Origin of the sequence: Caulobacter sp. CCUG 60055 (genome assembly GCF_022750545.1) — a bacterium.
GTDB lineage: Bacteria > Pseudomonadota > Alphaproteobacteria > Caulobacterales > Caulobacteraceae > PUIC01.
In genome coordinates this window covers 37,890-61,868 of record NZ_PUIC01000015.1, presented here as the reverse complement: position 1 = coordinate 61,868, position 23,979 = coordinate 37,890, and the positions used below count along the sequence as shown (strand labels likewise).

23 protein-coding genes, 1 tRNA gene and 1 pseudogene are annotated in these 23,979 nt (G+C 68.7%); 8 read left to right on the top strand and 17 right to left on the bottom strand.

Features of this window, described 5'->3' with window-relative positions; genetic code table 11:
- The 4 genes from C5708_RS17410 to C5708_RS17395 form a co-directional block, all read right to left on the bottom strand.
- On the bottom strand, positions 1-412 hold a 412-nt coding region (locus C5708_RS17410; RefSeq protein ID WP_242923050.1), incomplete at its 3' end, for a DUF932 domain-containing protein.
- 339 nt (positions 413-751) lie between these two features.
- A complete protein-coding gene (locus tag C5708_RS17405) occupies positions 752-1,309 on the bottom strand; it encodes a hypothetical protein (protein WP_086129730.1) in 558 nt (185 codons plus the stop codon).
- A 7-nt stretch (positions 1,310-1,316) separates the two neighbouring features.
- Positions 1,317-2,450: a hypothetical protein gene (locus C5708_RS17400; protein ID WP_137861103.1), complete on the bottom strand. Its 1,134-nt coding sequence runs from the start codon at positions 2,448-2,450 to the stop codon at positions 1,317-1,319.
- Positions 2,451-2,629: 179 nt separating this feature from the next.
- A complete protein-coding gene (locus C5708_RS17395) occupies positions 2,630-2,929 on the bottom strand; it encodes a DUF736 domain-containing protein (protein WP_086129728.1) in 300 nt (99 codons plus the stop codon).
- 569 nt (positions 2,930-3,498) lie between these two features.
- Here C5708_RS17395 and C5708_RS17390 point away from each other — a divergent pair.
- A complete protein-coding gene (locus tag C5708_RS17390; RefSeq protein WP_086129727.1) occupies positions 3,499-4,098 on the top strand; it encodes a hypothetical protein in 600 nt (199 codons plus the stop codon).
- A gap of 94 nt (positions 4,099-4,192) precedes the next feature.
- Here the strand turns inward: C5708_RS17390 and C5708_RS17385 are convergent, their stop codons facing one another.
- Positions 4,193-6,232, bottom strand: a complete 2,040-nt coding sequence (locus C5708_RS17385; RefSeq protein ID WP_086129726.1) for a ParB/RepB/Spo0J family partition protein — start codon at positions 6,230-6,232, stop codon at positions 4,193-4,195.
- 482 nt (positions 6,233-6,714) lie between these two features.
- Here C5708_RS17385 and C5708_RS17380 point away from each other — a divergent pair, with 482 nt between their 5' ends.
- The 3 genes and pseudogenes from C5708_RS17380 to C5708_RS17370 all read left to right on the top strand — a co-directional run.
- The gene (locus C5708_RS17380; protein ID WP_242923048.1) at positions 6,715-6,963 is read left to right on the top strand and encodes a ribbon-helix-helix domain-containing protein; all 249 of its coding nucleotides are present in this window, start codon (positions 6,715-6,717) and stop codon (positions 6,961-6,963) included.
- The gene (locus C5708_RS17375) at positions 6,960-7,253 is read left to right on the top strand and encodes a type II toxin-antitoxin system RelE/ParE family toxin (RefSeq protein ID WP_086129724.1); all 294 of its coding nucleotides are present in this window, start codon (positions 6,960-6,962) and stop codon (positions 7,251-7,253) included. Before C5708_RS17380 ends, C5708_RS17375 begins: the two co-directional genes overlap by 4 nt.
- Before the next feature lie 394 nt (positions 7,254-7,647).
- Positions 7,648-8,772 (top strand): annotated as a pseudogene (locus tag C5708_RS17370) (recombinase family protein); the annotation flags it as partial.
- A 9-nt stretch (positions 8,773-8,781) separates the two neighbouring features.
- Here the strand turns inward: C5708_RS17370 and C5708_RS17365 are convergent.
- Both C5708_RS17365 and C5708_RS17360 read right to left on the bottom strand, forming a co-directional pair.
- Complete coding sequence (locus C5708_RS17365; protein ID WP_241213342.1) at positions 8,782-9,051, bottom strand: hypothetical protein; 270 nt, start codon at positions 9,049-9,051, stop codon at positions 8,782-8,784.
- A gap of 249 nt (positions 9,052-9,300) precedes the next feature.
- Positions 9,301-9,377 (bottom strand) — tRNA-Arg (locus C5708_RS17360).
- Positions 9,378-9,644: 267 nt separating this feature from the next.
- On the opposite strand from C5708_RS17360, the gene ggt reads away from it, so the two are divergent.
- Entirely contained in the window at positions 9,645-11,384 is a 1,740-nt protein-coding gene (gene ggt, locus C5708_RS17355) for a gamma-glutamyltransferase (protein ID WP_242923046.1), read from the top strand.
- A gap of 14 nt (positions 11,385-11,398) precedes the next feature.
- On the opposite strand, the gene C5708_RS17350 is transcribed toward ggt, so the two are convergent.
- Entirely contained in the window at positions 11,399-11,656 is a 258-nt protein-coding gene (locus C5708_RS17350) for an alkylphosphonate utilization protein (RefSeq protein WP_242923060.1), read from the bottom strand.
- A gap of 50 nt (positions 11,657-11,706) precedes the next feature.
- Positions 11,707-12,369 carry a TetR/AcrR family transcriptional regulator gene (locus C5708_RS17345; RefSeq protein WP_242923044.1) on the bottom strand — a complete coding sequence of 221 codons (663 nt, stop codon included), beginning with the start codon at positions 12,367-12,369 and terminating at the stop codon, positions 11,707-11,709.
- An 80-nt stretch (positions 12,370-12,449) separates the two neighbouring features.
- On the opposite strand from C5708_RS17345, the gene C5708_RS17340 reads away from it, so the two are divergent.
- Positions 12,450-13,463, top strand: coding sequence for an NADP-dependent oxidoreductase (locus C5708_RS17340; RefSeq protein WP_242923042.1), 1,014 nt, complete (start codon positions 12,450-12,452; stop codon positions 13,461-13,463).
- Between the two features lie 30 nt (positions 13,464-13,493).
- Here the strand turns inward: C5708_RS17340 and C5708_RS17335 are convergent, their stop codons facing one another.
- From C5708_RS17335 to C5708_RS17310, 6 genes are all read right to left on the bottom strand, one after another.
- Positions 13,494-13,931, bottom strand: coding sequence for a hypothetical protein (locus C5708_RS17335; RefSeq protein WP_242923041.1), 438 nt, complete (start codon positions 13,929-13,931; stop codon positions 13,494-13,496).
- 103 nt (positions 13,932-14,034) lie between these two features.
- A complete protein-coding gene (locus C5708_RS17330) occupies positions 14,035-15,549 on the bottom strand; it encodes a HAMP domain-containing sensor histidine kinase (protein WP_242923040.1) in 1,515 nt (504 codons plus the stop codon).
- A gap of 85 nt (positions 15,550-15,634) precedes the next feature.
- On the bottom strand, positions 15,635-16,348 hold the full coding sequence (locus tag C5708_RS17325) for a VTT domain-containing protein (RefSeq protein ID WP_242923039.1): 714 nt from the start codon (positions 16,346-16,348) through the stop codon (positions 15,635-15,637).
- Positions 16,349-16,403: 55 nt separating this feature from the next.
- Positions 16,404-17,456: a quinone-dependent dihydroorotate dehydrogenase gene (locus tag C5708_RS17320; RefSeq protein WP_278254037.1), complete on the bottom strand. Its 1,053-nt coding sequence runs from the start codon at positions 17,454-17,456 to the stop codon at positions 16,404-16,406.
- Between the two features lie 2 nt (positions 17,457-17,458).
- Positions 17,459-17,800 (bottom strand): DUF952 domain-containing protein, encoded by a 342-nt coding sequence (locus C5708_RS17315; RefSeq protein WP_242923038.1) that lies wholly within the window; start codon positions 17,798-17,800, stop codon positions 17,459-17,461.
- Positions 17,797-18,312: a histidine phosphatase family protein gene (locus C5708_RS17310; RefSeq protein ID WP_242923037.1), complete on the bottom strand. Its 516-nt coding sequence runs from the start codon at positions 18,310-18,312 to the stop codon at positions 17,797-17,799. The genes C5708_RS17315 and C5708_RS17310 overlap by 4 nt, the downstream gene beginning before the upstream one ends.
- Positions 18,313-18,432: 120 nt before the next feature.
- On the opposite strand from C5708_RS17310, the gene C5708_RS17305 reads away from it, so the two are divergent.
- Together C5708_RS17305 and metW are read left to right on the top strand one after the other, a co-directional pair.
- Positions 18,433-19,605, top strand: coding sequence for a homoserine O-acetyltransferase (locus tag C5708_RS17305; protein WP_242923036.1), 1,173 nt, complete (start codon positions 18,433-18,435; stop codon positions 19,603-19,605).
- A complete protein-coding gene (gene metW / locus C5708_RS17300) occupies positions 19,602-20,279 on the top strand; it encodes a methionine biosynthesis protein MetW (RefSeq protein WP_242923035.1) in 678 nt (225 codons plus the stop codon). Before C5708_RS17305 ends, metW begins: the two co-directional genes overlap by 4 nt.
- Before the next feature lie 13 nt (positions 20,280-20,292).
- Here the strand turns inward: metW and C5708_RS17295 are convergent, their stop codons facing one another.
- Together C5708_RS17295 and C5708_RS17290 are read right to left on the bottom strand one after the other, a co-directional pair.
- Positions 20,293-23,406 carry an autotransporter outer membrane beta-barrel domain-containing protein gene (locus C5708_RS17295; protein ID WP_242923033.1) on the bottom strand — a complete coding sequence of 1,038 codons (3,114 nt, stop codon included), beginning with the start codon at positions 23,404-23,406 and terminating at the stop codon, positions 20,293-20,295.
- 181 nt (positions 23,407-23,587) lie between these two features.
- Complete coding sequence (locus C5708_RS17290) at positions 23,588-23,932, bottom strand: P-II family nitrogen regulator (RefSeq protein ID WP_242923031.1); 345 nt, start codon at positions 23,930-23,932, stop codon at positions 23,588-23,590.
- Between the last annotated feature and the right edge of the window lie 47 nt (positions 23,933-23,979).

Here is a 23,979-nt window from a genome sequence, read left to right as displayed (position 1 = left end):
ATTTTCCACGCCGATTCACAATCATGCTGTTCGTGCAGACGAACCGCAGCATCCCGGCAAACATCTGATAGGCGCTGGTCCCGTCATGGCTGTTGACGATGATGACCTCGGCGGCCTCGGGCTTGCCGATGCCGTCAGCACGGCGCAGGCGCAGCATATGTTTGGCGTGGCCGTGGCGGCTGCCGTCGCGGGGAACGGACTGCACGGCGAAGAACGGGAACCATCCTTCCCGGCGCACCCCCTCCACGATGTCGATGGTCGGAACATAGACGTAGCGATCCGACCGGCTGTCGTGTGCCTCGCGGGCGAAGATGGACGGGACGTGCCGATACAGTGCCTCATTGTCGAGCGGCTCCCTGCCGCTGATCTGGTGGGCATTGCGGCCGAACCGGGTGGCAAGCTGATGATACATGGCTGGACTCCTTGGGCTTGGGTTTCCGCGCAGCGGAGCGCCGCGCTGAAACCCTGCCCGTCGGCGAGACCGGGGGTGCAACCGGAGTGGGCTGCTTCGCGGGGAACCGGCTGCACGGAACGCGAAGCGTGGAGGAAGCTGGGCGGAAGCCGCTCCGAAGGGCGCCAGGGGCAGCGCCCCAAGCCCCTTGTTGTTGTCAAAGCAAGCGCTTCCCGGCGCTAGCGCTTCGACATCACATATCCCGAAAATGTCAGTCGGCTCGAACCGCATCCTTCTCTGTTCCCCAACGATCTCGGCCCGATCGCTTAGCCGTGGGGAATCATAGACGCGGTCGGCAGGTCATCTGTCGCGGGCGTGCCCCTCGTAGCGGCCGTCCAGATTCCGCTCGAAGAGTACACCCCTTTGTAGTCGAAGCTCTGCCGCCAGCTCATCATTGAGCGTGATGGAAATGCTGGAAAGTTTGAGGGGCTTCCGTCGCCCGACGACGCGGGCATAGACAGTGATCGCATAATCGCCGGGCTCGAACCGATATTCGTCCTCATGGACGGAAAGAACGAAATGATGATTGGCGGCCAGCCCCGCACGGCTGATATATAGACCGCTGCCGGCGGACAGCTTCTCGGTTTCGCCATAACCCCAGAAGCTGAACGTCCGTTCGGTGCCGTTCCTGAGCGCCTTAACATACATGCCTTCGACAACCTGTCCCTGAGCAGCGGTGCTGTAGAGCAGCGTCCGAAGGAAGATCTTAGGTGTGGGTTTTGGCACGATGTCATGGCCGAAAAACACGATCGTCGGCATCGTCATTGCCAAGCGCCCTCGGCGAAGAAGGACCAACCAGAAGGTACCGACCGAAACGGCGAGCGACGCTATGGAAATCGGGACGCTGATCATCTCCATTGTTACATCATGCTCCTGCGGTCTGAGTGGCTTCCGCAATTGCCTTTTGTAATCCGGCCGCGGCTTCAAGGGTCGTCGCGTCGACTAGAGATGCATCCTTGGTTCCGGCGATGCCGATGAGGATGGAAGCGACGGCAGCCGACAAATCCCGCAGTTGCTGCGACCGAAAATCACTGGGGTCGATTTCGTCAAAGTCTATGTCGTCGATGCTTCTGGAGAGCACCGCGAACCAAGGAGCATCGGTTTCCAGGAGCCGCGTGAATTTCTCATATCCGATGATACGGAACCGCCGGACAGAATCCGGGTCTCGTTCAATCATCGCGTCGCCCAGCGCGTCCTGCCAATCGCGATAGAGCAGCGCTTCACGGTAGGACAATCCGCCGACGGCGCGCTCTACGGTTTCTCTTACAACATCGTCATCCGGCGCCTTGCCCCCCGTTTCCTTGGCGAGATACGCGGCAAGACGTCGGCAAATTTCCAACTTTTTATCGACGGGAAGACTCCGAAGGTGATCGGGGTCTGATTTCAGTTTACCCTCAGTGGCTGTGTGAGCCTCCACTTCGAAGCGCATGGCTAGGGCTGCTTGGCAGGTCTGATCGAGCCTTGTGAGATCGATACCCCAAAGGGCGCTAAGTCGCGTCAGGCGATGGAGTTCAACGTGTGGTCCGTCCGCGAGCGCCTTTTGAAAAGCTGCGATCTGCTTTGAAATCGGCGTGGCGACGTTTGTTTTTCCACGCGGCAGGGCACGCAACTCAAGGTTCATCCCCCGAATCCACCCGATCAGCGTCGCGATCCTGTAGAGTGTGCTGATCCGCTTGTAGGCGTTGAAATCTAACGGAAGCGTGGAAGTCTTCAAAAACGCATGCCGCTTGTCGATAAATATTTCTTTCGATCGCCAGACGATCTTCTCGCAGGACTCGCTTAGCGGCGCCAGATACTGACGATATACAGTAGCCTCCGATTGCTCCCTGACGCGCCGTTCTTTCAAACGCTCGAAGAGATAGTCCTTTAATATCGAGACGAGTAGCGCGCTGGTTGCGCCGATGATCGCCGCCCACACGACCATACTGGAAGCAGGCGGCGCTGCGACAGGTAACGGCGTCGACGATGCCTGGACCGCAGCATGTGTGAGTGCAGCCATCGTCTCGGACGCTAACGCGGTTACTGATAGATGAGCCACGATCCCCCCTCGACCCGCAGTAACAGAAGCTCGGCAGAACGTAATCGTCGATTGGGACGGCTTTGCATTTGTCGTCAAGACGGCGTGCTGTTTCGACGAGAATGACGCCCCGCTCCGAGGAGCGGGGCGTCATTGGCTGGTCAGCGCGACCAGATGAGGACGTATTCGCCGGCGGTGTCGCTCTCGGAGAGCGTGGCGTAGACCGGAGCCGGGAAGCTCGGGTCGTCCAGCTTGGCTGAGATGTAGTCGCGGCCTTCGCGGCTGGTCTTCTTCCAGGCCGCGCCGATGTCCATGTCAGCGGTGCTGATGCGGAAGTCGGGGGATTTCTCGCCGTCCTTGTCGACCGGGCGGAGGGTCGCCTTGGTGTTGAGGGTAAGCGTCTTGATGACGCCGGCGAACTCGCCCTTGCTGTTGGCGGTGAAGGTACCGATCGTAGCCATGTCGTATTCTCCTGCTTGCTCGGACCGCGCCCATCGCGGCCTCGATGGCGTTTCGTCGGCTGGGGACGATCGACCGCGCACCCGAAGGGCCGCAGCGCAGCGGAGGATGGCGGAGCGCCGCTTTTTTGCCTCGCGATGCAAAGCCGCAGGCGGCGGAAAAAAGTGGCGATCCGCCATTGCGGGAAGGCGAACGGCCTCGGGCAGACCAGCCATTGGGGAGGCTGTTTGGGCAGCGCCGGGCTAGGAATAGCAGAGGGACAAAGCGATCGTGGCGCACACGCGCGAAACGAGGAGGTCAGTAGCGCCCATCATTCCCGCGAAGATGCTACGCCGGTGCGATGACGAATCACGACTACCAGCGGGAAGACCAAGACCCTCGCGAGGGACTGGCGGAGGAAGGATTGCTCTCGCCCCTGATCGAGGACTGGCGGGCGATCTACATCGAGAATTATGCGCCATGATTCGACCTGGCGCGCGACGTTAATCGTTACGCCACCTGGCTCTTCCAGGAACATCAGGACGCCGGCAATGGTGGGCCGGCTGATGCGCAAGCCCCGACAGCGGTGCGCATGTATGGGCGCGCGATGAACGCGTTCGCGGCATCTGTCATGCTGGCCGAACGCGCCATGGCCATCGAAGCGGCGGGCGCCGTGCGCGCGATCTACGAAGTGGGATTCTGGCTGAGCCTGCTCGCCACCGATCCACTCAAGGCGCTCGAAGCGCTGGAGATCGACGAGCACGACAATGCGATCCAACGGGAGATATTACTTCGCGAAGAGCATCCCTCGGATGCCGCCGTTGTCGCGGCGTCGCTGAAGCGCGAGGCGCATCACGTTGCGAAGCTAGCCAAACGAAAGAGCCTCAGTGTTAAAAAGATCGCCCAGACCATGCCGAAACGGTCGGGTTATCTCGAATATCGTTTGGTCAGCGCTTTTTACGGCCATCTGTCCAGCAGCAGTCTCGATGGCTTGAAGAAGAGAAATGGCAAAGGCGGCGTGACCAATATTCTGGGTCCGTTCGAAACGGAGATCCCGAAAGCGCTGTCCTTCGCGCTCGACGCGATGCTTCGCTGTACCCGCTATTTCGAAGTCATGATGAAGGAAGGCCGGCAACCCGACCGCCTGGAGAAGGCTCACCGCACCTTGCTGGGCCTTCAGGACGCACCTTGATCGAACAGCGGCGGCGCGCGACAAGCGCGCCGCCGCGATTTTTCCGGTCGAAGGATAAGGCCGGAGCCGCTCGCGCGGCCCCGGCCCAATGCCGCTATTCGGCGGCGACGGCAAAGGACGCTTCGCCGTCCTCCCCGACGGTCCCGGCGTCCTCGGCCTCGACGGTCGCGGGCTGCTCCGCCTCCGGCTCGGGCGTCCGCAGGATCGCGGGCAGCCAGCCGGTCCCGGCCAGAAGCTGCTCGGCGGCTTGCGCCATGTCCAGCTTCTTCATGTCCGCGATACGGCGGGCGGCATCCTCCGACACGCCTTCGGCGACGGCCTCCACGATATGCGCCTTGGTGACACGGCCAAGGTAGCTGTCCACGGTAGGTGTCCAGTCCCTCGCCACGTCCAGTGCCAGCTCGGTCGCCAGCCTGTTCGCCGTTTGCAGCGAGCGGGGTTTGCGGTCCCACGGCAGACGCAGTGCGTTGACGGTGCGCGCCGCGCAATGCGCCAGCAACGCAATGCGCTTTTCGTCCGCCAGTCCGACGATGAAGTCCCACAGGTCAGCCACGTCACGCGGCATGCGCTCGGCCCATGCCTCATGCTGCGCGCTCGCCCGCGCCGCCAAGGGCGTGTCTTCGATCCCGTCCGCATGGCTTCCCAGGGGGGTCACGGTCGGACGAACCTCAAGGCAACCGGCCTCGGCATAGCTGTAGAACAGTTGCGCGGTCAGGGTATGGGTCAGCGCGATCAACGCCGTATCGGGCTGATCGGCCAGCGCCACGCGAAGCGCCAGCGTCCGATGCGCGGACAGGTCGCGGGTGAGGCTGTCGGAAATCGGCTTGCCCGGCTCCTCTTCCTCCTCAACGTCCTGCACGTCCTCATCGCCATCCTCCGGCCGCTCGTCCTTCCCGGTCTCCGGGACGGTCGCATCGCCTTCTTCCGGCTCGGGCTGTGGGTCGGCCAGCGCCTCATCCTCGAGCCGCACGAAACCACGTTCGACTCGAACGCTGCCATCATGGTGCAACACGACGAACGCCCCACCATGCGCGATCACATTGGCGTCGTAGGCCGAACGCTTGGCCGAAATCGTGTCGATCTCGTCGGACACCGCCTCCAGCTTCGCCGCAACGTCCTCGGGCATTTCGTCATAGGACGAATAGCCATCGGCAAGCGTATCATACTCGGCGGACAGCGCGTCCAGCCGCGCCTCGTCCTCGTCGGACAGGGCGATGGGCTGCGGATAGAAACGCCGCATCCCGTGGGCATGAGGATAGTCGATATGCGCCTCGGCCCATTTCCAGCCCTCGGCCTGCACCTCGCTCGCAATGTCGCGCAGCTTTTCGGCGGCGAGCATATCGAGCAAGCCCACATCCTCGAAGAACCCGCCACGGTCCTCGCTGAACAGGTCGCGGATGATATTGCCGCCGGCCTCAACATAGGCGTCGGCCCCGATGAATACCGCACGGCGATCATCGGCGGGCACGTTGGCGGCGGTCATGTCGCGCCGGATGATCCAAGGTTCGCGATTGTGATGCAGGCCCTCAAACACTTGCTCCTGCCGGGCATGGTCCTCGGTGATGGCGAAGGCCATAAGCTGATCCAAGGTCAGCCCATCCTCACGATAGACCTGCAACAGCTTGGGGCTGACAGCGCCAAGGCGAAGCCGCTGCTTCACCACGCCCGCCGACACGCCGAACCGCGCGCCGATCTCCTGCGCGCCCCAGCCTTTATCATTGGAAAGCTCCGCAAACCGCTCGAACTGGTCGGCGGGGTGCATCGGGGTCCGGGTCACGTTCTCGTCCAGACTGATCTCGGACGGATCGTTGGCGGTATCCAGCCAGCAGCGCACCGGCTCGGATTTCCTGATCTGCTTGCGCTTGGCGCGCAGCAGCATCGCCAGCCTGCGGCCCTCGCCAGCGGTAACGAGATAATAGCCGGTCGGCGTCCCGTCCTCCTTGGTTTCCGGCTCCACGACAAGGTTCTGGATCAGCCCCTTATGCTGGATCGACGCGGCCAGCGCCTCGATAGCGGCCTCCCCATGCGGCACCTTACGGGCGTTGCGCGGGGACTTCTTGAGCTTGGCGAGCGGCACGAAAATCTCGACGCCCGATACAGGCTCGGCAGCAACGGTTTCGGTAACAGCGTTCATCACACTTCTCCTAAAAACCGCACTCACCCCGGAATGGGGTGGGCGGCGAAGAAGCGACCGGCAGGCCCGCCGACGGAGCCGGGACGCACCCGAAGGGCTGGAACGAAGAGGAAGTAAGCGCGGCCACGCGCGTTGCGGCCCGGCGCGGCGGGCCTAAAGGGAAGCGACGCCCACCCCATCGCGGGAGTGAAACGACACAGCAGCGCGATCGGGCCGGCGCAGCCCTGGCCCGATCTCCGCAGCATTGAATAGCGACAATCCGCGATGCGGATTGCCAACCAGCGCGTCAGCGCCAACCCGCCATGCTGATCGTCACCCGGCAGGGACGAGACCCGTCAGGGGCTCGGTCGGAGTGCAGCGGAGATAGAGCGGCGGTCCCGCAGGGAGGCGCCCCCCCCGCCCAACTTGCCTTTCTCGTCATTTCGATTATATTTTAATCAGATTGATGGCAGGTGATAAACATGGCGACTGAGACGAAGGTATTGACCGCGCACGTCCCCTTGGGGCTCGCGGAAAAGGTTGAAGCGATGGCCTCGCGGCTCGAACGCTCGCGCGGCTGGGTGATGAAACAAGCGCTCGCCGCATGGGTCGATCAGGAGGAGGAACGTCACCGGATGACGCTCGAAGCCCTTGATGACGTCGATGCCGGACGGGTGATCGACCACCAGGCGATCACGGCATGGGCCGACAGCCTTGGGACGGACAAACCGCTGCCCTCACCGATCAAATGAAGATCCAGTGGACCAGCAAGGCGTCGTCGGACCTTGTGCGTCTGCACGAGCATCTGAGCCCGGTCGCGCCCGAAGCGGCAGCGCGCGTGGTCCAGCAGCTCGCCCACGCACCGGATCGGCTGCTCGATTATCCGAGGATCGGCGAGAAGCTGGAAGCCTATGAGCCGCGCGAGGTCCGCCGGATCATCGTGGGCAATTACGAGATGCGCTACGAGCTCGTAGCGGCGACCATCTTCATTCTGCGCCTCTGGCATTGCCGCGAAAACCGCAGCTTCGAGTCGGAGGAGTAACGGCGATGGCGCTGGCGACCACGGGCCGCGACGCGGCGTTCGGCGGCAAAGCCGCCCTGAACACTTATCTGCGCTACGCCGGGCCGGACCGTTTGCACCCAGCCCAGCCGGGCATCAGCATCGGCGCATGGCCCTGTCTCGCAAACGTCGTCGTCGCGCGCCGCGCGGCTGGTCGGACGGTCTCGACGACCTGCACGACTATATGCAGGCGCCAGCGAAGCGCGCGCCGTCCCGCGCTCGCGCCATCAAAGATTGCGGGCCATTCGCGGTCACGGACGATTGGCCCGAGCGGGTGCCGATCGGCGACGCCGAGTTGCGCGTCATCGAAGGCCATTTGCGCAAGGAGCTGGACGACCTGTTCGGCCCCCTGCCGTGAACTAAGGAGGATAAGGCCATGACCGACGCCGCCCTTCGCGTCGAGGACACCCCGCCGGTCATGGCAATAGCTCGCGCCGCGCTCTATCTGCGCGTTTCCACCGGCCGCCAGGCCGAGAGCGACCTGTCGATCCCCGACCAGCGCCGCCAGATCGAAGGCTATTGCCTGTCGCGCGGCTGGGAGGTCGCGGCCGAGTTCGTCGAACCGGGCAACACCGCGACCGATGATCGTCGGCCGGCATTTCAGGCGATGATCGACGCAGCGATGCAGAAGCCGTCGCCGTTCAACGTGATCCTGGTCCACAGCTTCTCGCGCTTCTTCCGCGACCAGTTTCAGTTCGAGTTCTACGTCCGCAAGCTGGCGAAGAATGGCGTGCGGCTGATCTCGATTACGCAAGATTTGGGCGACGATCCGATGAGCGTGATGATGCGCCAGATCATGACGCTGTTCGACGAATATCAGTCGAAAGAGAACGGCAAGCACACGCTGCGATCGATGAAGGAGAATGCGCGGCAAGGCTTCTGGAACGGCGCGCGGCCACCCATCGGCTATCGGATCGTCGAGGCTGGCCACCGCGGCGCGAAGATCAAGAAGAAGCTGGAGATCGACCCGATCCAGGCCGAGACGGTGCGGCGCATCTACCGGATGGCGCTGAACGGCGTTGATGACAACGGGCCGATGGGCCTCAAGGCAATCGCGACCTGGCTCAACGACAACAATATCCGCACCCGCGACGGCGGGCGCTGGGGGCTTGGAGCCGTGCATCAGGTGCTCACCCGCACGACCTATATCGGCCAGCACAAGTTCAACTATCGGGATTATCGCACCAAAGCCCCCAAGCCCGAGAGCGAGCACGCGATCATGGAAGTGCCCGCCATCGTCTCGGAGGCGGAGTTCGAGGCCGTGCAGCGGTCGCTCAAGGCACGCAGCCCGAAGATGATGCCGCCGATGGCCGTGGGCGGCCCAACGCTGCTCACGGGTATCTGCTTCTGCGCGTGCTGCGGCGGCGCAATGACGCTGCGCACCGGCACCAGCAGCGTCGGCCGCGAGTATCGCTATTACACTTGCTCCACGAAGGCGCGGCAGGGCGCGAAGGGCTGCCCTGGCATCACGGTCCCGATGGATCGGCTGAACGAAGCCGTAGTCGGGCATCTAGAGTGGCGACTGCTCGATCCGAAGCGGCTTGAAGAGATGATGGATCAGATTCTCGAACGCCGCGACGAATGGGTGGATCAGCGGCGGCTCCATGTCGCCGATCTGGAGCGCCGCGCGACCGAGGCCGAAGCGAAGCTCAAGCGACTCTATGACGCGATCGAGAATGGTGTGATCGACGTGAGCGATTCGTCGCTCAAGGATCGGATCGCCGAACTGACGGCAACCCGCGATCAAGCCAGGGGCGATGCCGAGCGGGCGGTGGCGCATATCGAGAAGATCGGTCCTGCGATCACGCCAGAGAGCCTGCGTGCCTTTGCGATGGCGGCGCGCAAGAAGCTGCGTCAGGGCGATGGCTCATTTGCCCGCGATCATATCCGGGCGGTCGCGCAGCGCGTCGAGGTGGTCAGCAAGACGGAGGTTCGGATTCGCGGCCTGCGCAGTGAGTTGCTCCGAACCCTAACCGCCGCCTCTGGCGTAGAGGCGGCGGTGCTAGGCGTTCGCGCCTTTGAACCGAAATGGCGCGCCCGGAACGATTCGAACGTCCGACCCTCAGATTCGTAGTCTGATGCTCTATCCAGCTGAGCTACGGGCGCGCATTGCCTTACGGCGAGGGCGCGGAACCTAGCCTCGGTTGTTGGAGGATGCAAGCGGGGTTCTGAGGTTTTTTCGCACGCCCCGGCGCGACCGCCAAATCGACGTCGGCGGAGGACCGGGCCTTGGCGATATCGGCGGCGGCGTTACGCGGAAAATGGGCGGCGACGGCGCGGCCAAGCCTTTCATGGCCGGCCCTGCTCGCTATGTTGCAGTCGTCTTCGTCTAAAGGCGCGCATCCGCAGCCGCGTCCACAGGAAAGCATGCCCATGCGCCGCCTCGCCCTTTCCCTCGTCCTGCTGGCCGCCTGCGCGGCGGCGCCCCTGGCGGCGCAGGCCCGTCCGGCCGGGCGCCCAGCCGCCGCCAAACCCGCCCCCGCCGCCAAGCCCGCCGCCCTGGCCCCGCACGCCATGGTGGCCGCCGCCAACCCGCTGGCCGTCGAGGCCGGCCTGAAGGTGCTGCGCGCCGGCGGCACGGCGGCCGACGCGGCGGTGGCGGTGCAGACGGTGCTGGGCCTGGTCGAGCCGCAGAGCAGCGGCGTCGGCGGCGGCGCCTTCCTGGTCTATTACGACGCCAAGACCAAGAAGGTCAGCGCCTATGACGGGCGCGAGGTCGCCCCCGCGGCGGCCGGGCCGGACCTGTTCCTGGGCAAGGACGGCAAGCCCCTGCCCTTCTTCGCGGCCGTGCTCAGCGGCCGCTCCACCGGCGTGCCCGGAGCGGTGGCCATGCTGTCGATGGCGCAGAAGGAGCACGGCGCGCGGCCGTGGGCCTCGCTGTTCGACGAGGGCGTGCGCCTGGCCGACGACGGCTTCAAGGTCAGCCCCCGGCTGGCCGGCATGATCCGCAGCGCCGCGCCCCAGGCCTCGGCCCCCGACGCGGTCGCCTATTTCACCAAGCCGGACGGGAGCAAGTACGCCGCCGGCGACACCCTGAAGAACCCCGCCTACGCCGCCACCCTGCGCAAGATCGCCGCCGAGGGGCCGGCCGCCCTGCTCGACGGCCCGATCGCCCAGGCCATCGTCGAGCGCGTGCGTCAGGGCGACCTTTCCAGCGCCATGACCCTGGCCGACCTCAAGGGCTACCAGCCGCGCAAGACCGAGGCCCTGTGCCGGCCCTACCGCGTCTATGTGGTGTGCGCGCCGCAGCCGCCGTCGGGCGGGGTGGGCCTCCTGGAGGCGCTGGGCGTCCTCGAACACACCGACATCGACAAGCGCAACGCCGCCGATCCGCAGGCCTGGTTCCAGTTCGCCCAGGCCAGCCGCCTGGCCTACGCCGACCGCGACCACTATGTCGGCGACCCGGCCTTCGTCGCCGTGCCCGTCGACGGCCTGCTCGACCCGGCCTATGTCGCCTCCCGCGCCAAGCTGATCGGCGAGACGGCCGGCCCCGCCCCCGCGCCCGGCCGGCCCAAGGGCGCGCCGGCGGTCGGCAAGGACGCCACCAAGGAGCCGGGCGGCACCACCCACTTCGTCATCGTCGACGCGCAAGGCGATGTCGCCTCGATGACCACCACGGTGGAGAGCATCTTCGGCTCGGGCCGCATGGTCGGCGGCTTCTTCCTCAACAACCAGCTGACCGACTTCTCGTTCAGCCCGACCGAGGCGGACGGCCAGCCCGCCGCCAACGCCGTGGCCGGCGGCAAGCGCCCGCGCTCGACCATGGCCCCGACCATCGTCTTCGACCGCAAGGGCGATTTCGTCGAGGCGGTCGGCTCGCCCGGCGGCACCTCGATCATCGCCTACAACCTCAAGGCGCTGGTGGCGACGCTGGACTGGAAGATGTCGATGCAGGACGCGCTGGCCCTGCCCAACCTGATCGCCAAGGGCGACTGGTTCGTCGGCGATTCCACCCAGTTCCCGCCCGAGGTGGCCAAGGGCCTGGCCGAGCGCGGCGTCAACCTGAAGCCCAACCCCAACGAGGCCTCGGGCCTGCACGGGATCGTCAAGCGCCCCGGCGGCTACGAGGGCGGCGCCGATCCCCGCCGCGAAGGCGTGGCGCGGGGTTACTGAGCCCCGCTTCGCGCTCAGAGCTTCCTGACGAACTCGGCCCGCAGGACCAGGCCCTTGATCCCCTCGTAGCGGCAGTCGATCTCCTGGTCGTCGCCGGTCAGGCGGATCGACCGGATCACCACGCCGCGCTTGAGGGTCTGGCCAGCGCCCTTGACCTTGAGGTCCTTGACCAGCGCGACGCTGTCGCCGTCGGCCAGCAGGTTGCCGACGGCGTCGCGCACCTCGACCCGCCCGGCGGCGGCGGATTTCGCCGCCGCCTCGCCGGCCGTGATCCATTCGCCCGAGGCCTCGTCATAGACGTAGTCGGAATCGGAAGGGTCGCTCATTGGTCCTCGCAAGCCTGGGCGTCCAGCGCCGTTCCGGCGGTGATAGGCCGCGTCGCGCCTTCCGGCCAGGGACCGCCCGCGACGCGGGCGGCCATGTAGGCGCTCGCCAGCGTCGTCAGCTCGCGCCGCAGGACGGCCCCCTCCAGCCCGCCGGCGCAGGCGGCGTCGTGGATGACGCCCTCGACGGCCGAGGCCAGCACGCGGGCGGCCAACGCGGCGTCCCCGCCGTCCGGGAACAGGGCGGCGTAGAGGCGCAGGTATTCGGCCTCGAACTCGCGGTCCAGCGCGCCGTCCGAGGCGGGGCGCTGCTGGAGGAGGGCGTGATGGAGACCGGGCGCGGGACCGTGGGCGACGATCATGCCGTCGATCAGGGCTTGCGCGCGCTCGGCCGGCGGCCGCGCCGCCGCCTCGGCCAGCACGGCCAGGACCTGTTCGTGATGGCGCCGGCGGACGGCCTCCAGCAACGCCGCCTTGTCGGCGAAATACTGATAGACCGAGCCGATGCTGACGCCCGCCGCCGCCGCCACGGCGTTGGTGGTGAAGCCGCCCCAGCCGCCGCCGGCCAGGACGCGAGCCGCCGCCGTCACGATCACCTCGGCGGTGGCCCGAGACCTTTGCTGTCGCGGGCTTTTGCGCATTTCGCGAACGCGAGTAGCCATCCGGGCCGCCTTGGCAAGAATGTGAGCGTTTCGCTCATATTGCGCTCCATCCCCCGGAGCGCGCAACCGGAGGCCATTGCATGCATCGGGAAGTTCGTCTGGCGAGGCGGCCCGAGGGCCTGCCCGAGGCCCGGCACCTGACGGTCGCGGCCGCGCCGATCCCGGTCGCCGGCCCCGGCGAGGTGCTGGCGCGCAACCTCTATTTCCGTGTCGACGCCTCGATCCGGATGGCGATCGGCGCCGGCGCCGAGGCCTCGCCGGACGCGCCGTTCCCGCCGATCGCCGAGGGCGCGCCCCTGGCCGGCGAGGCGCTGGGCGAGGTGGTCGCCGCCGGGCCCGGCGCGGACCTGGCGCCCGGCGACCTGGTGCTGCATCGGGCGGGCTGGCGGGAGTACGCCTGCGTCCCGGCGGCGGCCTGCCTGAAGGTCGCCGACGATCTGGCCGACCGGGCCGCGCACCTGTCGCACGGCTGGACCGCCTATGCGGCCCTGACGCGCGGGGCCGCCGTTCCCCAGGGCGGGACGGTGTTCGTCTCCAGCGCCGCCGGCGCCATCGGCTCGATGGCCGGGCGGATCGCCCGCCTGCTGGGCGCCGGCCGGGTGATCGGCGCCACCAGCAGCCCGGCCAAGGCCCGCCGCCTGGTCGACGAGCTGGGCTACGACGTCGGGCTGGCGCGCGAGGCCGGGCCGCTGATCGCGCAACTGGCCGTCGCCGCGCCCGACGGGATCGACCTGTGGCTGGATCTGGTGGGCGGCGACCAGTTCTCGGCCGCGGTTGACAGCGTCCGGCCGGGCGGGCGGATACTGGTGCTGGGCGCCCTGTCCGGCCAGTTGGCGGCGTCGGGGACCGGCCGCACGGCCCCGGCCATGATCGATTCCTTCCCGCTGCTGCTGAAGCGGCTGTCGATCCGCGGCTACAGCGCCGACGACGATCCCGAGGCCCGCGCCGAATGGACGCGGCGGTTCGGCGAATGGCTCGAACGCGGGGAGATCGGCTTTCCGCACGTGGTGGTCGAAGGGATCGAACAGGCCCCGGCCGCGCTGGAGGCCGCCTCGCGCGGGCGGCATTTCGGCGTGGTGCTGGTCAGGCCCTAGACGCGGCCGGCGGCGGTAAGACGGCGCGGGCTACATGCTGGCCAGGCGCAGGTCGCGCAGGGCGGCCAGCCGCTTGATGTCCACCTGATAGACGCCCTGGCGGTCCTGGGGCGTCAGCCACTGCGAGCAGCACGGGCACGGCTTGAGATAGCGGGCCTGTTCGTTGTCGCCCTCGCCGCGCAGCTCGTAGGTCAGGCCGATGAAGATCTGATTGATGGCGGCGCCCCGGTGCAGCATCTCGTAGACCCCGCGCGGCTCGGCGCAGCCGAAGGGGTTGCGCCCCTCGCCGTTGGATATCTTGACGTAGTCGAGGGCCAGGGCGAACTCCTGGGCGTCGCCGTTGCGCATGGCCAGGTTGCCCAGCTCCCTGCGGGTGGTCTTGCCCGACCGGCTGTGGGCCTTGACCCACACCAGGCTGTCCTTCTTCCACGGGACGTCCTTGTAGTACCAGGCTCCGCAGCTCGCCATCGATCGTCTCCCCAGGTGATGCGGACGAAGGCGCGCGAACAGTTGCGCGAGCGGACTTTTCGCCCTGGGGTTGGCGTTGTCAACCGGGCCCGCGCCCGGCGCGTCAGGCTGTGCGGGTCCTCGGCCGCCGGCCCGTCCTCGGCGGCGTCTCCGGCTCGATCACGCCGGGCAGGCGCAGCAGGAACACCGCGCCCGAGGGGCCGTTCTCGGCCAGGGTCAGGTCGCCGCCGTGGCCCTGGGCCAGCTCGCGGGCGATGGCCAGGCCAAGACCCGTGCCCCCCGACTTGGCCGAACCGCCGAACGGCAAGAACAGGCGCTCGATCGCCCGCTCGGGCACGCCGGGGCCGTTGTCGGCCAGGCGGACCAGGCTGTGGCCGTCGTCCTGGTCCAGGCTGACGCGCACCTCGCCCTTGCCGGCCCTGCCCTCGACGCCCTCGATGGCCTCGCGGGCGTTGCGCAGCAGATTGACCAGGATGCGGTGCAGCTGTTCGGAATCGGCGCTGACGGCCTCGCCGGGGTCGATGTCGGTCCACAGCCGCACGCCTTCGTCGGAAAGGCCGGCGTCCTCGGCCGCGGCGTCGACGGCGGCCAGCAGGGCGACCGGGCCGGGATTGGGGGCGGTTTCCTGGCTGCGGCCATAGGCCAGCACGTCGGAGGCCAGGGTGACGGCCCGGTCCAGGGCGCGCTCCAGCCGCGGCAGGGCCTGGGCGACGCGCGGATCGCCCGACAGGGCCAGCCGCTCGGAGGCGATCTGGGCGCTGGTCAGCATGTTGCGCAGGTCGTGGTTGATCTTGGCCACCGCCTCGCCGAGGGCGGCCAGCCGGGCGCGCGAGTTCAGCGCCGCGCGCAGGTCGGCCTGCATGCGGTCCAGCTCGGCCTCAGCGCGGCCGATCTCGTCGCGGCGGTTCGAGGGCTGGATGTGGGCGCGGGGATCGTCGGGGTCGGCGCGGAACCGCTCCATGGCGCGGGTGATGCGCTGCATGGGCCGCACCAGGAAGGCGTTGAGCGACAGGTAGACCACCGCCCCCGCCACCGCCGTGGTCAGGGCCGTCAGGGTCAGGAGGCGGATCAGGTAGCCGACCAGCTCCTTCCTCAGCGGGGCGTCGGGGGCGACGATCTCGATGAAGTCGCCGTCGCGATAGCGCGGCTTGGCCACCACCCGGACCATGCGCCCCTCGCCGCCGAACAGGGTCTGGAACGGCGCGCTCCACACCGAGGCCAGGTTGTTCTCGCGCAGGTCGACCAGATAGGGCGTCTGGTCGAGCGGCGAGGCCAGCAGCAACCGCCGCACCCCGTCGCTCTGCACCGCCACCAGCACCACCCCGGCGCCGTTGAGCAGCTTGCTGGCCTGGCTGGAGCTGACCACCTGGTCGGGGGCGAGCTCGACGCCGACCGAGGCCACCTCGGCCGTGCGCACCCGCTCCAGCAGCCAGCCCTCCTCGAACTGGGCCAGGGCCGGCGGCAGGATCAGCAGCTCGGCCAGGGCGACGAACAGCACCGTCAGGATCAGCAGGCGCGAGGACAGGCCGCCCGGCCAGAACAAGCGGCGCGCGCGCTGACCGGCCTTGTCCGGTTCCTCCGCCAGCGGAGGGGAGTCGTCGGCGACGGGGTCCGCCATGCCTTCCCGGTACCTCACGGCGGCGGTTTGAGCAATCAAGCCGGAATGCGCGCCAGCCTCGAAAACGCGGCAATCGGCATTAGGATCAAATCGTTCCGTCGCGACGGCGGCGACGCAGCAGCATCGGGGCCAGCGACAGCACGGCCAGGGCGCACAGCGGGGCCAGGATGCGGGGATCGGCCAGCAGGGCCAGGCTGGGCCGGCCGCCGGCGTCTATGGCCCGCTTGAGGCCCGCGCCGAGGCCGGCGTAGATGAAGGAACCCGGCAGCACGCCGATCAGCGTGGCCAGGGCGTAGGTGCGCAGCGGGATCGCCACGAAGGCCGAGGCCAGGTTGGTCAGCCAGAACGGCAGCACCGGCAAGAGCCGCGCCGAGATCAGGAACAGGAAGGCGTTGTCGCGCACCCCCGCCTCCATCCGCGCGATCGCCCCGCCGGCGCGGCCGCGCAGGAGGTCGCCCAGGGCGGTGCGGCCGACCGCGAAGATCAGCACCGATCCGGCCGCGCAGCCGACGGTCGCCGCCGCCCCGCCCAGCCAAGGACCGAACAGGAAGCCGCCCAGCAGGGTCATGAACAGCGAGGCCGGCACCGAACAGCCGACCAGCAGGGCGTAGGCGCAGACATAGCCCGCCACCGCCGCCGCCGGATGCCCCGACGCCATCGCCTCCAGCACATGGCGGCGCGCCTCCAGCTCGTGCAGGGCGTTGTGGGGGGCCAGCCGCTGGGCCACGCCGCTGGCGAAGGCCCAGATCAGGACGGCGGCGACCAGGGCCAGCGGCCCGAAACGCTTCAGATAGGACATGGATTCACCCGAGCCTCACCCTGGGCCGACCCAGGCCGCGCGGCAAGACGCCTCCTCAATCGACGCCCAGCGCCTCGGTGACGGCGTTGAAGCCGTCGGCGCGCAGGCGCGCGGCGAGGTCGCGCTTGATCCGCGCCACCAGGCCCGGCCCCTCATAGACCATGGCCGAGTAGAGCTGGACCACGCAGGCGCCGGCGCGGATCTTGGCGTAGGCGTCGGCGCCGGAGGCCACGCCGCCGACCCCGATCAGGGCCAGCCGCCCGGTATGGGCCTGATGGAACCGCCGCAGCACCTCGGTCGAACGCGCCATCAGCGGCGCGCCGGAAAGCCCGCCGGCCTCGTCGCGGGCCGCCGAGGCCAGGCTGGCCGGGCGCTCGATCGTGGTGTTGGAGACGACGATCCCGTTCAGGCCGTGGGCGCAGACCGTGTCGACGATGGCCTCGATCTCGTCGTCGTCCAGGTCGGGCGCGACCTTGAGGAAGATCGGCCGGTCGCGGTTGGCGGCCACCAGGGCCCGCCTGGCCTCGGCCAGGCGGCCGAGCAGCTCCTCCAGGGCGGAGCGGGTCTGCAGGGCGCGCAGGCCGGGCGTGTTGGGCGAGGAGATGTTCACCGTGAAATAGTCGGCGCTCCCCCACAGCCGCCGCAGGCCGGCGACATAGTCCCCCACCCGGTCGTCGGAGTCCTTGTTGGCGCCGATGTTGGCGCCGACCACGCCCGAGCGGGCGCGGCGGGCGGCCAGACGGGCGGCGAACGCCTCCAGGCCCTCGTTGTTGAAGCCCATGCGGTTGATCACCGCCCGGTCCTCGGTCAGGCGGAACAGCCGCGGGCGCGGATTGCCCTGCTGCGGCAGGGGGGTGACGGTGCCGCACTCGACGAAGCCGAAGCCGGCGGCCAGCATGGCGTCGGGAACCTCGGCGTTCTTGTCGAACCCCGCCGCCAGACCGACGCAGTTGCGCAGCAGCAGGCCGGCCAGCTGCACGCTGAGGGCCGGATCGTCGAGTTGGCGGTCGCGGGGGCCGAGCCCGGCCTTCAGCGCCCGCACGGCCAGGCCGTGGGCGTCCTCCGGGTCCCAGGCCCGCATGGCCCGGGCGCCGAGATCGTGCAGCAGGCTCACGCCAGCGCGCCCAGGACCGGGACGCCCTCGGCGTCCAGCTCGAGCGGACGCGCGGCCAGGACCTGCCCGACATCCAGCGCGGCGTAGAGGTGCGGGAAAAGGTCGCCGCCGCGCGAAGGCTCCCATTTCAGGGCCTCGCCGAGGGCGTCGGCCTCGACGGTCAGCAGGACGAGATCGCCGCGTCCGGAGAAGTACTTGCGCGCCGTCTCCTGGGCCTGAGGGCCGGCCGACAGGTGGATGTAGCCGTCGGCAAGGTCGATCGCCGAGCCGTCGAACCGGCCGGCGATCCGGGCGGCCTCCCATTCCACGGAGGGCAGGATCTTGTAGATCAGGGTCATTCGCCGCCGCCTCCGCCGTGGTCCTTGGCCAGGAACAGGCCTTCGTAGGCCGGCCGGCCGGCGGCGTCGACGCCGAACACCGCCGCCGTCGAGGTCGGGAAGCGCGCGCCGACCGCCGCCATCAGCGACGGCGGGGCCGCGCCCTGGCGCAACAGGTCCAGCGTCAGCATGTGCAGGCCGGGATTGTGGCCGATCACCATCAGCGTCCCGGCGCCGGCGGCGGTCTCCTGTTCGACCAGCTCGGCGATCCGTTCGGCGGGCGCATGGTAGAGCGCCGGGATGCGCCGGCCGCGCGCCTCGGGAAAGATCGCCGAGACCGCCTCCCAGGTCTGGGCGGTGCGCAGCGCCGGCGACACCAGCACGGTGTCGGGAACCGCCCCGGCCACGCGCAGGGCCTCGGCCACCAGGGCGGCGTCGCGACGGCCGCGCGGCTCCAGCGCCCGCTCGAAATCCTCGCCGCCGGCCGTCGCCCGTTCGGCCTTGCCGTGGCGCATCAGGATCAGGCGTTGCATGGCGTCTTCCCGCGTCGGCGCGCGCCTGGGCGCGCACGGAGCGGCGTTCATAGCCGCGAACCGCCGCCGGTGAAAGCCGTCGCGCTTGACAGGGCCCGGCGCTGGGGCTCCAAGGCGCTGATGGGCGAAGACGGATCCCTGTTGCAGACCCTGGAGATCGGCGGCGGCGTCCACCGCTTCGGCGAGGACCGGCCGCTGCGCCTGGACTCCGGCGCGCGCCTGAACGGCCTGGAGATCGCCTACAAGACCTATGGCCGCCTGAACGCCGACCGCTCGAACGCGGTGCTGATCTGCCACGCCCTGACCGGCGACCAGCACGTCGCCTCGCCCCACCCGATCACCGGCAAGCCGGGATGGTGGACGCGGCTGATCGGGCCGGGCCGGCCGCTCGACCCGGCCCGCCACTTCATCATCTGCTCCAACGTCGTCGGCGGCTGCATGGGCACCACGGGGCCGTCGTCGGAGGACGCCGCGGCCGGGCGGATCTACGGCCTGTCCTTCCCGGTCATCACCATCGCCGACATGGTGCGCGCCCAGCGCATGCTGGTCGAGGCCCTCGGCGTCGAGACCCTGTTCGCCGTGGTCGGCGGCTCGATGGGCGGCATGCAGGTGCTGCAATGGGCGGCCGACTATCCGGAAATGATGTTCTCGGCGGTGTGCGTCGCCTCGGCGGCCCGCCACTCGGCGCAGAACATCGCCTTCCACGAGGTCGGCCGGCAGGCGATCATGGCCGACCCGGAATGGGCGGCGGGCGATTACGCCCGGCAGGGCAAGCGCCCTGAGAAGGGGCTGGCGGTGGCGCGGATGGCCGCGCACATCACCTACCTGTCCGAGGCGGCGCTGCAGCGCAAGTTCGGCCGCGAGCTGCAGCGCGACGGCCTGTCCTGGGGCTTCGACGCCGATTTCCAGGTCGAGAGCTACCTGCGCCACCAGGGTGCCAGCTTCGTCGACCGCTTCGACGCCAATTCCTACCTCTACATCACCCGCGCCATGGACTATTTCGACCTGGCCGAGGCCCATGGCGGCGTGCTGGCCGAAGCCTTCCGCAAGGCCCGCGACGTGCGGTTCTGCGTGTTGTCCTTCACCTCGGACTGGCTCTACCCGACCTCGGAGAGCCGGGCGATCGTCGGGGCCCTCAACGCCGCCGGCGCGCGCGCCAGCTTCGTCGAGATCGACAGCGACAAGGGCCACGACGCCTTCCTGCTCGACGAGCCGGTGATGGACGCGGCGCTGCGCGGCTTCCTGGACGCGGCCGGCGAGGCGCGGGGCCTGACGGCCGGGAGCCCGGCTTGACCGACATCCGTCCCGACTTCCGCGAGATCCTGCGGCTGGTCCGCCCCGGCGCCCGCGTGCTCGACATCGGCTGCGGCGAGGGGGCCCTGCTCGACCTGCTGACCCGCGAGAAGCATGTCGACGGCCGCGGCCTGGAGATCAGCCCCGAGGGCGTCGCCGCCTGCCTGGCGCGCGGGCTGGCGGTGGTGCAGGGCGACGCCGACCGCGACCTGGCCGCCTATCCGTCGCGGGCCTTCGACTACGCCGTGCTGTCCCAGACGCTGCAGGCCGTGCGCGAGCCCCGGACGGTGCTTCAGGAGCTGCTGCGCATCGCCGACCGGGCCATCGTCTCGTTCCCCAATTTCGGCCATTGGCGGGTGCGCATGTCGTTGATGGCCACCGGCCGCATGCCCAACACCGGCGCCCTGCCCGACCCCTGGTGGGCGACGGCCAACATCCATCTGTGCACGCTGCGCGACTTCACCGACCTGTGCGCCGGGCTCGGCCTGCGCGTCGACGCCTGCGCCGCCCTGGCCGACGGCAAGGCCGCCCGGCCGATCGACCCGGACCGCGCCGTCGAGAACTGGCGGGCCGAGGCGGCGATCTTCATGCTCAGCCGGCGAGACGCGAACGCGAAAAGGGCGGAGCCGGCTCCCGCCGCCCCCGCCCCTTCGGACGATCTGTTCGGGGCCTGAGGCCCCGTCTTCGCTAGAACAGGAACCGGGCCACGAAGCGGCCTTCGTAGTTCTGGTAGTCGTTGCGGATCTCGCCGCCCGCCTCGACCGAGAAGTAGGCGTAGGCGCCGCCGCCGCGCAGCGCCGCCCGCAGCAGCAGGCCGCCCTGGTCGTAGCCCGACGGCGACAGGGTGAAGGCGTTGCCGCCGCTGACAAAGCGGGCGGTGGTGTCGCCGGGATCGCCGACCACGGCGCGATAGCCGACCTGGATCTCCGGACCCCAGCGCAGGTCCGGGCCGCCGAAGCGGGCCCCGAAGGCGATGGTCGCCTCGGCGCCGAGCTGCTGGGTCGTCCGCGAATCGACGGCGAGGTTCATCGCCGTGCCGCCGCCCTTCTCGGTGGAGGAGCCTTCGTACAGCATGATGTAGTCGACCACCGCCGCCGGCCGCACGTAGTAGCGGCCGAACTCGGCCTCGTAGTGGACGCCGAAGCGGGCGGCGGCCATGCCGCCCAGCCAGTCGGCCTTGGCCTGGCGGCGCAGGGTCTGGGCGCCGGCGACGTTGTAGTCGATCAGGTAGCGGGTGCTGGTCAGCCAGGTGAAGCCGCCCATCAGGCTGGCGTCCATGTGCAGACCGCCGCGCTGGCCGCGCCAGTAGACGCCGCCCATCAGCATGGAGGCGTTGAGCGAGGCGTCGGGAAGCTGGCTCTGTTCGTCGACGTCGGTGGTCAGGAAGGCCATCGTCGCGCCCAAGGTGCCGACGGCGGTGTCCGCCGATTCGACGCCGCCGGCGAAACCGAAGCCGTTGACGTCGTAGCCCGGATCGCCGGCCGAGCTGGCGTTGCGGTGCGAGGCGAACGAGATCTCCTGGACCCAGGCGCGGTTCTCGTCGGTCTTCAGGCCGCGCGAATCCTCGGCCTGGGTGCGCATGATCGCCCGCGCGCCCTGGGCCAGGCCGTCGAACGGCCCGCCGGCATAATCGGGCAGGAACTGGTTGTAGAGCCGGTTGAAGCCGGCCTGATCGGTCTTGGACAACAGGGCGTCGCGCACCGTCGGATCACTGTCGAACTGGCCGAAGATCGAATCGAAGGCTGCGGCCCGCGCGCCGCTCAGCCCCGCCTCGGCGGCGGTGCGGCGGCGGACGTTGACGTCGACCGTGCCGGCGCCGGCGTTGGTGGTGACGTTGGCGGTGTAGAACCACGGCGTCGCGCCGATCAGGCTTTGATCGAGGGAGCCCACGGTCAGCGAGCCGGCCTTGATCACCGTGAAGGTGGCCGGGGCGGTCAGCTTCGAGGCGAAGTTCATGCCGATCTTGGCGCCGTCGGCCAGGGTGGCCGCGCCGGAGACGACGAACTTGCCCGACTGGCCGGCGGCCGGGTCGGCGGTGAAGATCAGCGAGCTGCCGGTACCGACGTTCAGCGCGCTGAGGTTCAGCGTCGCCGCGTTGGTCATGTTCAGCGTGCCCTGGGCGACGTTGACGTTCAGGCCGCCGCCGGCGTCGGTCAGGGCCCCCTTCATCACCGCGTTGCCGCCGATGGTCAGGCTGTCGGCGTTGGAGCCGAACGACACCGCGCCGGTCAGGGTGCCGGCCATCAGCTGCAGGTTCGCCGCGCCGGAGCCGAACAGCACGTCGCCGATGATGGCGGGCGTGACGGTCGAATCGCTGTTGGCCGTCTGCTGCACCGTCACGCCGGCGGTGTTGGCGCGCAGGTCGAGGGCGATGCTCCTGCCGGTGACGACGTCGGTGGTCGAGGTCGGGGCGATCACCGCCGCGATGGTCTTGGTGTTCTGGATCAGCGACAGCGAGCCGGCGCTGTCCAGCACCGCCGTGGCGTTGCCGGCCGCGCCGTTCACGGTGGCGACCACCGCTCCGGTGTTGGTCAGGGTCGAAACCGAACCGCCCGCGTCGATCTGCAGCGCCCGCACGTTGACCGCGCCGCTGGCCGTGGTGGTGGCCGTCAGCGAACCGTCGACGCGGACCGTGGGCGCGGTCGCGCCGGCGCCGATCTTCAGGCCGGTGGAGTTGGCCTGGTAGCTGGCGGCGTTGACGATGCCGCCGATCTTGACGCCGCCGTCGACCTGGACCGTTCCGCCCTGGCCGCCGATCTGAACGCCGGTGGCGGTGATGTTGTCATAGATGCCGAAGCCCTGGACGTTGCCGCGGATCAGCAGGCCGTAGGCGTCGGCGCCCGTGCCGGCCAGGCCGATATGGACCGAGCCGGGCCCGCCGACGACCATGGCCGGGGCCTGGCCGTAGCTGGTCACGGTGGCCGTGGTGGCCGCCGTCGTCACATTGCCCTTGCTGTCGGTCACCGCCGGCGTGGCGTTGACCAGGATCCCGCCGAGCACGTCGCCCTGGATGCGCACGGCCGGACCGCCCTGCAGCATCTCGTCCGGGGTCATCTTGGCGATGACCGCGTCGATCGGGCGCGTGGTCAGGCGATAGCCGGTCGAGATCACCGATCCGCCGATGGTCAGGCCGCCGGCGACCGGGCCGTCGAGGGCCACGCCGACGACGTTGGTCCCCGACGCGCTGATGGTGCCGCCGACGCCCACCGAGCCCGAGATCGAGCCCAGGGCGTGCAGGCCGAAGCTGCGGTCGCCGGAGATGGTGGTCGAGCCGTTGAGGGTGATCGAGCCGTTGAGCCCGGTCTCCACCGAGACGCCCGCCGAATCGTTGCCCTTGACGATGATCGACCCGCTGCTCTGGGTGATCGAGCCGTTCATGGTCCCCGGGCCGACGACGCGGATGCCGAACAGCTTGGACTGGTTCGCCCAGGGACCGTCGTTGATGCCGTCGCCGTTGCTGTCGGAATAGCCCTTGGTGTCGTCGATCTGGATGGTGCCGGTGGTCGTCACCGAGCCGGTCTGTCCGCCGTTGACCTGAACGCCGGTGGCGTTGTCGACGTTCTGGATGCGGATGACGCCTTCGTTGTTCAGGTTGTTGCTGCTGTCCATCGTCACGGCGACGCCGCCGGACGGGGTCACCGAGCCGCTGGTGGTGATGTGGACGTCATCGGGCGCGCCGTTGTTGGCCTTGGAGCTGACCACCGGATTCGAGGTGCCGTTGGTGATCTGCGTCTCGGCGCGCGCGCCGACCGCTGCAAAGCACAGGGGCGCGATGGCAGCGGCCGCAAGAAAACGCTTCATTCCAGGGTTCCCCCACTCACTCGCCCGAACTCTCGCCGATGTATGTCGCCCGGCCATGTCCGACTTGTTGCAGCCGTGCGATAGCGCGCCGCGCTGAACAGGCGGCGCCCATGGGGCGAAATAGCGGCGCCGCACCCCACATGTCAGCAGAAATCGACGCAAATGCGACGCCAGTCCTTCGTCAACCGGTTATGGCCTGGGCGTCGCGTTCGCCGGTGCGGATGCGCAGAGCCTGCTCGAGGTCGGTGACGAACACCTTGCCATCGCCGATCTTGCCGGTGTTGGCCGTGGCGGCGATGGCCTCGACCACCGCGTCGACGATGTCGCCGGAGACGGCGATCTCCAGCTTGACCTTGGGCAGCAGCTTCACCTCGTATTCGGCGCCGCGATAGACCTCGGTCTTGCCCTTCTGGCGCCCGTAGCCGCGAACCTCCGTCACCGTCAGGCCCGAGGCGCCCGCCTCGGTCACCGCCTCCAGCACGGCGTCGAGGCGGCTCGGCTTGATGATCGCGGTGATCATTTTCATGGCGTCGTTCCCTCGTCGCGGCGGGCTGGTTCCTGAAAGCTAGGGCG

What these genes read in the sequence shown, in the direction of transcription:
- C5708_RS17390 (WP_086129727.1), top strand. Translation starts at nt 3,499, where the DNA reads ATGTATGGGCGCGCGATGAACGCGTTCGCGGCATCTGTCATGCTGGCC.
- C5708_RS17295 (WP_242923033.1), bottom strand. Translation starts at nt 23,406, where the DNA reads ATGAAGCGTTTTCTTGCGGCCGCTGCCATCGCGCCCCTGTGCTTTGCA.
- C5708_RS17345 (WP_242923044.1), bottom strand. Translation starts at nt 12,369, where the DNA reads ATGGCTACTCGCGTTCGCGAAATGCGCAAAAGCCCGCGACAGCAAAGG.
- C5708_RS17340 (WP_242923042.1), top strand. Translation starts at nt 12,450, where the DNA reads ATGCATCGGGAAGTTCGTCTGGCGAGGCGGCCCGAGGGCCTGCCCGAG.
- C5708_RS17310 (WP_242923037.1), bottom strand. Translation starts at nt 18,312, where the DNA reads ATGCAACGCCTGATCCTGATGCGCCACGGCAAGGCCGAACGGGCGACG.
- C5708_RS17385 (WP_086129726.1), bottom strand. Translation starts at nt 6,232, where the DNA reads ATGAACGCTGTTACCGAAACCGTTGCTGCCGAGCCTGTATCGGGCGTC.
- C5708_RS17400 (WP_137861103.1), bottom strand. Translation starts at nt 2,450, where the DNA reads ATGGCTGCACTCACACATGCTGCGGTCCAGGCATCGTCGACGCCGTTA.
- C5708_RS17335 (WP_242923041.1), bottom strand. Translation starts at nt 13,931, where the DNA reads ATGGCGAGCTGCGGAGCCTGGTACTACAAGGACGTCCCGTGGAAGAAG.
- C5708_RS17325 (WP_242923039.1), bottom strand. Translation starts at nt 16,348, where the DNA reads ATGTCCTATCTGAAGCGTTTCGGGCCGCTGGCCCTGGTCGCCGCCGTC.
- C5708_RS17330 (WP_242923040.1), bottom strand. Translation starts at nt 15,549, where the DNA reads ATGGCGGACCCCGTCGCCGACGACTCCCCTCCGCTGGCGGAGGAACCG.
- ggt (WP_242923046.1), top strand. Translation starts at nt 9,645, where the DNA reads ATGCGCCGCCTCGCCCTTTCCCTCGTCCTGCTGGCCGCCTGCGCGGCG.
- C5708_RS17305 (WP_242923036.1), top strand. Translation starts at nt 18,433, where the DNA reads ATGGGCGAAGACGGATCCCTGTTGCAGACCCTGGAGATCGGCGGCGGC.
- C5708_RS17405 (WP_086129730.1), bottom strand. Translation starts at nt 1,309, where the DNA reads ATGGAGATGATCAGCGTCCCGATTTCCATAGCGTCGCTCGCCGTTTCG.
- C5708_RS17290 (WP_242923031.1), bottom strand. Translation starts at nt 23,932, where the DNA reads ATGAAAATGATCACCGCGATCATCAAGCCGAGCCGCCTCGACGCCGTG.
- C5708_RS17375 (WP_086129724.1), top strand. Translation starts at nt 6,960, where the DNA reads ATGAAGATCCAGTGGACCAGCAAGGCGTCGTCGGACCTTGTGCGTCTG.
- C5708_RS17365 (WP_241213342.1), bottom strand. Translation starts at nt 9,051, where the DNA reads ATGCGCCACCGCCCGCTCGGCATCGCCCCTGGCTTGATCGCGGGTTGC.
- C5708_RS17315 (WP_242923038.1), bottom strand. Translation starts at nt 17,800, where the DNA reads ATGACCCTGATCTACAAGATCCTGCCCTCCGTGGAATGGGAGGCCGCC.
- C5708_RS17395 (WP_086129728.1), bottom strand. Translation starts at nt 2,929, where the DNA reads ATGGCTACGATCGGTACCTTCACCGCCAACAGCAAGGGCGAGTTCGCC.